Raw genomic sequence first — 8545 nt, forward strand, 5'->3', positions numbered from 1 at the left:
AAATAAGACTAGAATATAGTCTTAAATCAGAGAAAAATAAATATTATTACTGCTTATTGTAAAATTGAGTACGAATAGAACTAAAATCTATACTTATTATCATCAAATCAATCGAATTACTCCAAATAGGTCTAAATATTAGTCTTATGCGTAACTGGCTAAACAATATGTATTTGATATTATTTATAAAACTGCATCAAAAATATAAACTGGTCATCTCAAACAAGAACCTAATTGATAATTCAACCTAATGAGACTATCAAATAAGAAAAGGTGAAGACATCTCAGTGAAAGCATGTCCCTAAGGGACGAAAGCGTTCGATACTCTATCCTAACTCGCAACCGACGGTGAGGCCCCCACGTAAGTCCAGCAGCAGGTGTCCAGAGAGTGTAACTGTCGAAGCCATTCCTTAAAAAGATAGGGTTTGGGTGGGTTCGAACCCACCTTGGGGTTCCCAATAATTAGTGAAAGCGTGTCCCAGAGGGACGAAAGCGTTCGATACTCTACCCTAACTCGCAAGCGCAGGTCAAGCACCCACGTTAGTCCAGCTGCTGTCCAAAAGGTGCAAACCTTGATCCTCCTTGGGATGGTAGGGGTTGGGTGTGCTCGAAAACCCCTTGGGATTCCCCATCATTAGTGAAAGCGTGTCCCAAAGGGACGAAAGCGTTCGATGCTCTACCCTATCTCTCAAGCGCCGATCAAGCTCCCACGTTAGTTCAGTTGCGGGTGTCCAGAGGGTGCAACCCTTGGGGCCCTCCCTTGGAAGGGAGGGTTTGGGTGGGTTCGAAAAGCCTTTAGGGTCGGGAGTTTTAAAAATCCTCAAAGATTTCACTTTAAAAAACCCTTGAGGGTTTGGGTGTAAAAACCCTTGAGGGTCTGGGTGTATTTTATTGCCCAGCTATATTATTAATGAGAGCCTCCGGCATCGGACCATTAAACAGCTTGGTCTCTGCCGGCGCATTCGTTGAAAGCATATGGTACATTTGCATGCGACCAGCGGCACTTGAGGTGTGTAAGTATATTTGGCTTGGATAACGACCCGTTTCAACAATGTGTCGCACGACTTCGTAGCCAGTCGGCTGCGACCAGCCTAGATCGTAATCAAGCGATAAAATATCCACTTCCTCAAGGTCAATCAGCTGCTTGCACTCTTCGGCGTTGCTTGCCAATACAAAACCTTTTGGGCAAGTGCGATAATCGTCTAAATATACATGAATCATAAATGAATCCCCCGTTCAACCGATAGACTCAAAGCGCGCTTAATTCCTCATCTTGTTGACAAGCAGGACAAGCATACGCTTTGCGGCCAGATACATCGATTTTCTCGATCTCAGCACCACAGCGTGAACATGATTGACCCTCACGCTCGAAGACTTGAAAGTGATTCCGATGTTTTCCAGTTAAGCTATCTCCCTCAAAGAACGGATGCTCTCCCGCTCCTCCTTGTGAAATCGCTTCCTTCAGTACATTATGCATCGCTGCGTATAGGCGTTCCCATGCTTCGTTTTCTAATACTGGAACTCTAGTGTCGGGGCGAATTGCTGCGGCAAAACAAATCTCATCCGCATATGCAGCACCAATTCCAGAAATCACGTTTTGGTCGCTAAGAGCGGTTCTGATTGCAACACGTTTTTTGGCAAATAGTGCAATGAAACGATCCAATGTCACTCTTTTGTCCAATGCATCTGGCCCCAGGCGTCCAAGTTTCCCTTCGACATCCTTCACAGTCAACAGCTGCAAATCATCCGCACGCAAACCGACTCCATACAATACGACTTCACCGAAATGCAGTTTCATCTGAACGTTGCGATCAGGTTTGTCAGACTCGCTTCCTCTATACAAATAAGCCCCTTGCCCCAAATGAAGCAATAGACGTTTTCCATTATCCAAGTGCAAAACTAAATGCAAACCTCTTCTTTCAACAAACCATACAACTTTACCAACCACGTCACGCTCAATTTGTTCTTCACTTGCTTGAAAAACTTTACCATTTGTTATCTCGATACCGGTAATTTGGGCGCCAGCGAATTGCTCCGCCAATAACGCCCTATAATTTTCCAGTTCCGGCAATTCATGCATGAAAGCTCGCTTCCTTCCTATTTTCTTCGTTATAAGTCTTAACAATCTCTATGATCAGATATATAAGAACGAAGCTCTTCTAAATGATTGCAAATGACAGTTGGTTTGCACCCTGCCTGCTCCATATAATACTCGATATTTTGCGCTGTAGTAAGCCCGGTCAGTACTAGAATCGTACCACAGCCAGCAGCTGCTCCAAAAGCGATGTCTGTTGCCAAATTGTCGCCTACTACCCATGTTTCATCAACGCCTAAGCCAATCGATCTTAATGAATAGCTCATAAGAATGGATGATGGTTTGCCTATGAGTATAGGCTCTTTGCCGCCTGCTGCCTTCAACATAGCTCCTATAGAGCCTGCTCCCGGAATGAGTCCATCACTGGATGGCAGCAGCAAATCAGGATTTGTCATAACGAATTCAGCCCCACTGTGAATATACCGAACGGCCTTCGTTAATCGCTCGTAAGTAAACGAACGGTCAATTCCTTGCAAAACAAAATCCGGTTGTTCCTCAGTGAGAAGTAAGCCTGCTTCTTGCACAGCCTGTTTTAGTCCAGCCTCACCAACGACAAATACGGATGCACCTGGCTTAATCGAAGCGATATGCTCAGAAGCCGCTTGCGCGGATGTGCATACCTCATCAGCAGCAGCTGGAATACCCATTTTCATTAGCCTTTCAGCTACCTCATCGGGTGTAGAAGAGGAGTTGTTTGTAACAAAGCGATATGGAAGCTTAATCTCTCTCAAATAAGTGATGAGTTCAGCTGCACCAGCAATTTGATGAGTACCGTGATATAACGTTCCGTCAAGATCAATTAATAAGCCGCGCATGGCAGGCAGTCCCGTTGTCATCGTTGTTTTCCTCCCAAGGGTAAACGGCAGTCGCCACTATAGTGGTCAAGCTTACGTTTTCCGTTGAAAGATAAGCTATATAGTTGAGCTGCAGCTGTCTGTTTACGCTTTTATCCTATTTTAAAAAGTAGCTTCTTAATGAACATGTTTGGTTGATTTGCGGCGCAGCCTTGCTATTCGATTACGCAAAGCATCGAGCTCCGCTCTTTTTTTGGCATCAGGCCGAATGATTTGCGATTGATGCAGTGCACGTTCAAAAGCTGCATTCGCATATCCTAAAGCTGACTCAAAATCTTTGATCTTATGCTCATAATACATGGCAAGTTCAATGCTTGCTTCATGGGCAGCAGATCCAAAATGATTAGAAGAATGAATAATAGCCTTCTGCCACAATAACACAGCACGATCCCAATTTCCAGCCTTCTTGTCCCGCGCGGCAAGCATGACTAGTGTAGAAGGTTTTGAGTTCTCTTCCTTCATGGCTAAATCGAATAAATGATCAGGAAGCTCCATTTTACCCATACGCTCTAGCCAAAGACCTGTGCGCACCATCTCCTCAGGCTCATCGGGCAACGGAATATACAACTTAATCGTTCCGTTTAACAAATGTCCAAATCGAATCGCTAGACAAGCTAGGGATAACATATCTATTTCGTTATGGCGAAAAACTCCCTCAAGCGGTGCTGGATCTCCATTCGCCAGAAATTGAAAATAAAGCTGAGGAGCGAGTGATCCTGGAACGTCATCCTCCCGGTGAATACCGAGCCGCTCTTCTTCAACATGGCTCAATTTACACGAAACGAGCGTATTACGCCATATCGATCTTGCAGGATGCAAGAAATCGAGATGCTGAGGCTCCCACATCTTTTGGCCAAGTCCATTCATAATAAAACGATTTTGAACGAGCGGCCAATCGAAGGTTTTACCGTTGTAGGTGGACAAAAAAGTATAATCGTTCAGCTTCCCCATCAAATAATGAAGCATTGCCCGCTCTTCAGCAGGATGCCTGATCAACGCTTGCTCGATCACAAATTGGTCCTTTGACAAATAGCCTATGCCAACCATGAAAGGAACGTTCCCTGCTCCAACGCCTAAACCTGTCGTTTCCAAATCGAGAAAGATGATTTGTTCCGAGGATGTTAAAGAATCAGGATGAAATGCTGATAAGGCAGGTGCAGCCTCGTACAGTTCTACTAATGCATGATGACCATGGCGATAATCTGACGGATAAATGATTTTTCGGAGCAAAAAGCTTCCAACTTCATTCGTAACCAGCTTGACATCGAAGGTCTCCCACACGGGTGAAAGCCATTCTTCATCATCTTCCGGCTGTTGTACCATCTTCTCTTCRGTGGCAGGAACCTCCACCGCTGGCTGGTTGTCTTCCTCGCGGATGTTTCCCCGCAAACGATTCATTTTATCGCGTAATAAGCTCATCGTTTGCCCTCCGCTTCATTAAGAAGATAACATGATTGCTTTCGCACACCTATCACATGAATCGGTCCAAGCGGAGCGCGATGAGCGAGCTGTATTTCATACTTGCCAAAATAATCCTTCATAATCATAATGACCTCAACAGATCTAAGCTTGTTTGTTTTGCATGAATTCCATATATTTCAGTGCCAATACAAGACGGACAACCATCTTCGCATGGACATTTTCGGATTAATTTTATTGCCGCTTCTTTTACTTCATCAAACCGTTTATATACGTCCTCTGCTAGTCCAATGCCCCCAGGGTAATGGTCATATATGAAAATCGTAGGAAGCTGCGTATGCTCGGCCCTGATTTGTGAAACGACATGAATATCATTACGGTCACACATTACATGAATAGGTACAATATGCCTAAGCACATTCGCTATTCCAAGAAGCAGCTGTTCTAGTGTTTTTGTTTCAATTGCTGGGTCTACCTCTTTCAATTCTATCCAGGTCGCACTGGTATGCAATTCATCTTCCGGTAGATTTACTTGGCCGTATCCGATATTTTCAAAACTCGTCAATCGAATTTTCTTAAAAAGCGTTGCGAGAAAATTTACTACAACATCTCCATATATTATGGATGAAGATCGCTTGCTCTCARTCCTATCCTCTGCTAATACTTTAAGTTTTACTGCCAGATTCGCGTCTGTATAATACTCTACATCAACTTTTCGAACATAAGCCTTTTTATGCTCCCAGTCCAGCTTTTCTACTTGGAATTGTACACCTTCATGTAAGTAAATGGCTTCATCATGCAATAGAGTCATAGCGCTAAAACGGTCCATTTCCCCTATGATTTTCACGTTTGCTGTTTCTGACTGGTCGATGATAACTACATTTTCCTGTGCGGCAGAACGCAGACTTACCTCACTAGCTGGGAAAGCCAGATTAGCCCAATAAAACGTATCGGCTGCTTGAGTGAGTACCCGTTCTTCTACCAGATACTCCAATATGTCTACTATTTCTATTGAACCAAATTGTTCTCCCTTTTTAAAAGGCAGCTCATAGGCGGCACAACGAACGTGATCAACTAGAATGAGCAAGTTTTCCGGATTAATTCTAGCGGATTCCGGGGATCGATCAAAGAAATATTCGGGGTTTTGGACAATATACTGGTCAATAGGCGTATTGCTAGCTACCATTAGTACAAGTGCTTCCCCATGTCGTCTTCCAGCTCGTCCAGCTTGCTGCCATGTACTTGCAACGCTACCTGGATAACCTGTCATAATACAGACCTGCAGCTGTCCAATGTCAACACCTAGTTCTAAAGCATTTGTGCTGACCACGCCTAATATTTCGCCGTTTCTTAATCCTCTTTCAATTTCTCGTCTTTGATTTGGCAAGTAGCCGCCACGGTAGCCTCGTATGGATTTAGTGCCGATTTCATTTTTAACCAGTTCCTGTATATGGCTTAAAATAATTTCTACTCTTACCCGGCTGCGAGCAAAAACAATCGTCTGTATTTTGTTCGTCAAAAATTCCTTCGCTAACTGATTAACCTCTACAGTAGAGCTTTTTCGTATATTGAGCGGCTTATTTACAATGGGCGGGTTATAAAAAACAAAATGTTTCCGTCCTCTTGGAGCGCCGTTATCATCAATTAATCGCATAGGATTCCCTGTCAATTGTTCTGCTAGTTCCTTAGGGTTGGCTATTGTGGCAGATGTACAAATAAACAGTGGATTGCTACCATAAAACTTGCATATGCGTTTGAGCCTTCGAATGACATTCGCTACATGACTTCCGAATACACCCCTATACGTATGAAGCTCGTCAATAACGATATATTTAAGATTGCTAAATAAACTTACCCATTTTGTATGATGTGGAAGGATTGCGGAATGCAGCATATCGGGGTTCGTGATGACGATATGTCCTACATTTCTTACAATCGTACGAATAGCCGGCGAAGTGTCGCCGTCATAGGTAAAGCTTTTAATATCAATTCCCATTTCGTTTATCATTTCAGTTAATTCACTTTTTTGATCTTGTGCAAGAGCTTTCGTTGGGAATAAATATAAAGCTCGACTGCCGTCGTCTTCCGCTATCGCTTGTAACACTGGAAGGTTATAACAAAGCGTTTTTCCAGAAGCGGTCGGAGTTACAGCGACTATATTTTCACCTTTTCGTATCGTTTCGTAAGCTGAGTGCTGATGCGTATATAACTGCTCTATTCCTCTTTTTGCAAAAGCCGATTTAATTCTTGGATCGACGCTTTCTGGCAGAGGTTTTGTTTTTGCCTCTTGAGGCTCTATTTCAGTCCAATTTATAATATTTTCATTCGCTCGTAAATTTTGGATCATTTCTGAAAGTGATTTCTTTTTTATCATTTCTTAGCACCTCACTATACCCTATATATTAGCGAATATCTGTTCCCTTTACTAGTCTTTAGTTCTGGATATACAGTGCCAAAGAAAAACCGATTGCTTGCCACAAACTTGTTGACGTCGCACCTATCAAATTGACACACGAAACAAAAACCAATATAGTAAATTTATATTATAATTAGATGGTTGTTTAAATATCTAACGACTTCAAAAGTCAGCTGGAAAGGACAGCTTACATGTCAATCAATTTAGCCTTTAAGGCACTATCCGACCCTACTCGCAGAAAAATTTTAGAACTATTGCGAGAACGTGACTTAACTGCTGGAGAAATAGCCGACCATTTTCAAATGACTAAGCCCAGCATCTCTCATCACCTTAGCTTGTTAAAGCAAGCAGATCTTGTATCCGATGAACGGCAAGGCCAGCATATTTATTATTCACTTAACACAGCTGTCTTCCACGACTTAATGGACTGGATGAATTCCTTTCAACAGAGCGAATCCGAAGGGATTGTAGAGAAATGAAAGCAAGTATCTTCTCTTGGATTATTGTTGCCATTGCATTAGTCGCGAGCATCGTAACCTATCCCGATTTACCCGAGCAAATGGCAATTTACTGGGATATGAACATTGAATTCGATGGATTGGCGCATAAAGCATTTACCTTACTGCTTTTACCAGCATTTATGGTCATCCTAATTGTCATCCTTCCAAAAAAACATGCTTCCCAAAATCAAAAGCCTAATCTTCACACGGTTCAAAATGTAGTCTTGATCAGCTTGCTCGTGCTTCACGGTGTTACCATTGCATCTGGTTACGGACTCATTATTGATATCACCAAAGTCATCATCACTATCATTGGTATTATTTTCACAGTGGCAGGCTTGTATATGCCGCATTTTCAACCAAACAGCTATATTGGCATTAAGACCGTTAATACGCTTGGCAGTGAAGACGTTTGGAAAAAAACACATCGAGCAGCTTCCAAATTTTATGTGGTTGGCGGATTGCTGATGATTGTCTCGTCTTTTATTCCAAACCCATACCAAATGTTCATTTTTTTCGGTATTGTTGTGATCATCGTTTTAGCTTCAGTATTTCTATCCTTTCACTTTGGCAAAGATAACAAATAAAGCAAAAACGCGAGGAAATCCTCACGTTTTTGCTTTTTTTTATTCGATATGAGTCGCACGTTTTATTTCGATAAGTAGAAAATCTGTTGCTGCTGTGACAGGTGAGAAGTGTACGCCTGCCTCTTCTTCAAGCTGTACAAGATCCTCATTGCTGTAGCGTCCGCTAAAATGGGTCATCACCAGCCGCTTGGCGTTTGCCTTAACAGCTGTTTCTGCCGCCTCCGCCGTCGTACAATGTCCAAACTCATGTGCTTTCTCTTCCATGCCCGCAGCAAAGGTCGCTTCGTGAACGAGCAGATCAGCATCTTTCGCTAAGGTTATAGCATTATCACATGGCTTCGTATCTCCAAGCACTGTGATTACTCTTCCGATATAAGCAGGGCCGGTAACATCTTCAGTGTGAATGAGCAATCCGCTTGGAGATGTAACCGACTGCCCTCTTTTTAACGCCCCGTAAAGCGGACCTGCTTCAATCCCATACTCCTTCAGCTTGTGGACGAGCAGCTTGCCGGGCTGATCTTGTTCAGTTACACGATAGCCGAAGCAAGTCACTCGATGCTCAAGCGGCGCTACCTCAACCTTAAATCGATTATCCTCAAAAACAACACCTTCATTTCCCGTTAATTCGTGGATAATGAGCTCATAATCGAGCTGCGTAGCACTAATCGCAAAGG

At 43.1% G+C, this 8545-nt stretch carries 9 protein-coding genes; 2 read left to right on the top strand and 7 right to left on the bottom strand.

Annotation, left to right across the window (positions count from 1 at the left end; genetic code table 11):
* Positions 1-888 precede the first annotated feature (888 nt).
* From AB4Z17_RS29570 to AB4Z17_RS29595, 6 genes are all read right to left on the bottom strand, one after another.
* Positions 889-1221 carry a cyclic-phosphate processing receiver domain-containing protein gene (locus AB4Z17_RS29570; RefSeq protein ID WP_076265823.1) on the bottom strand — a complete coding sequence of 111 codons (333 nt, stop codon included), beginning with the start codon at positions 1219-1221 and terminating at the stop codon, positions 889-891.
* Positions 1222-1249: 28 nt separating this feature from the next.
* Complete coding sequence (locus AB4Z17_RS29575) at positions 1250-2080, bottom strand: Fpg/Nei family DNA glycosylase (protein ID WP_441963839.1); 831 nt, start codon at positions 2078-2080, stop codon at positions 1250-1252.
* Between the two features lie 38 nt (positions 2081-2118).
* Entirely contained in the window at positions 2119-2931 is an 813-nt protein-coding gene (locus tag AB4Z17_RS29580; RefSeq protein ID WP_441963841.1) for a TIGR01457 family HAD-type hydrolase, read from the bottom strand.
* Positions 2932-3066: 135 nt separating this feature from the next.
* Positions 3067-4368 carry a ribonuclease H-like domain-containing protein gene (locus AB4Z17_RS29585; protein ID WP_441963843.1) on the bottom strand — a complete coding sequence of 434 codons (1302 nt, stop codon included), beginning with the start codon at positions 4366-4368 and terminating at the stop codon, positions 3067-3069.
* Complete coding sequence (locus tag AB4Z17_RS29590; RefSeq protein WP_441963845.1) at positions 4365-4490, bottom strand: hypothetical protein; 126 nt, start codon at positions 4488-4490, stop codon at positions 4365-4367. The genes AB4Z17_RS29585 and AB4Z17_RS29590 overlap by 4 nt, the downstream gene beginning before the upstream one ends.
* A gap of 2 nt (positions 4491-4492) precedes the next feature.
* Positions 4493-6739 (bottom strand): DEAD/DEAH box helicase, encoded by a 2247-nt coding sequence (locus AB4Z17_RS29595; RefSeq protein ID WP_441963849.1) that lies wholly within the window; start codon positions 6737-6739, stop codon positions 4493-4495.
* Positions 6740-6975: 236 nt separating this feature from the next.
* Here AB4Z17_RS29595 and AB4Z17_RS29600 point away from each other — a divergent pair, with 236 nt between their 5' ends.
* Positions 6976-7263 carry an autorepressor SdpR family transcription factor gene (locus AB4Z17_RS29600; protein ID WP_076265820.1) on the top strand — a complete coding sequence of 96 codons (288 nt, stop codon included), beginning with the start codon at positions 6976-6978 and terminating at the stop codon, positions 7261-7263.
* A complete protein-coding gene (locus tag AB4Z17_RS29605; protein WP_076265819.1) occupies positions 7260-7871 on the top strand; it encodes an SdpI family protein in 612 nt (203 codons plus the stop codon). The genes AB4Z17_RS29600 and AB4Z17_RS29605 overlap by 4 nt, the downstream gene beginning before the upstream one ends.
* 39 nt (positions 7872-7910) lie before the next feature.
* Here the strand turns inward: AB4Z17_RS29605 and AB4Z17_RS29610 are convergent.
* On the bottom strand, positions 7911-8545 hold a 635-nt coding region (locus AB4Z17_RS29610), incomplete at its 5' end, for an MBL fold metallo-hydrolase (protein WP_441963847.1).

Origin of the sequence: Paenibacillus sp. TAF43_2 (assembly GCF_052113545.1) — a bacterium.
GTDB lineage: Bacteria > Bacillota > Bacilli > Paenibacillales > Paenibacillaceae > Pristimantibacillus.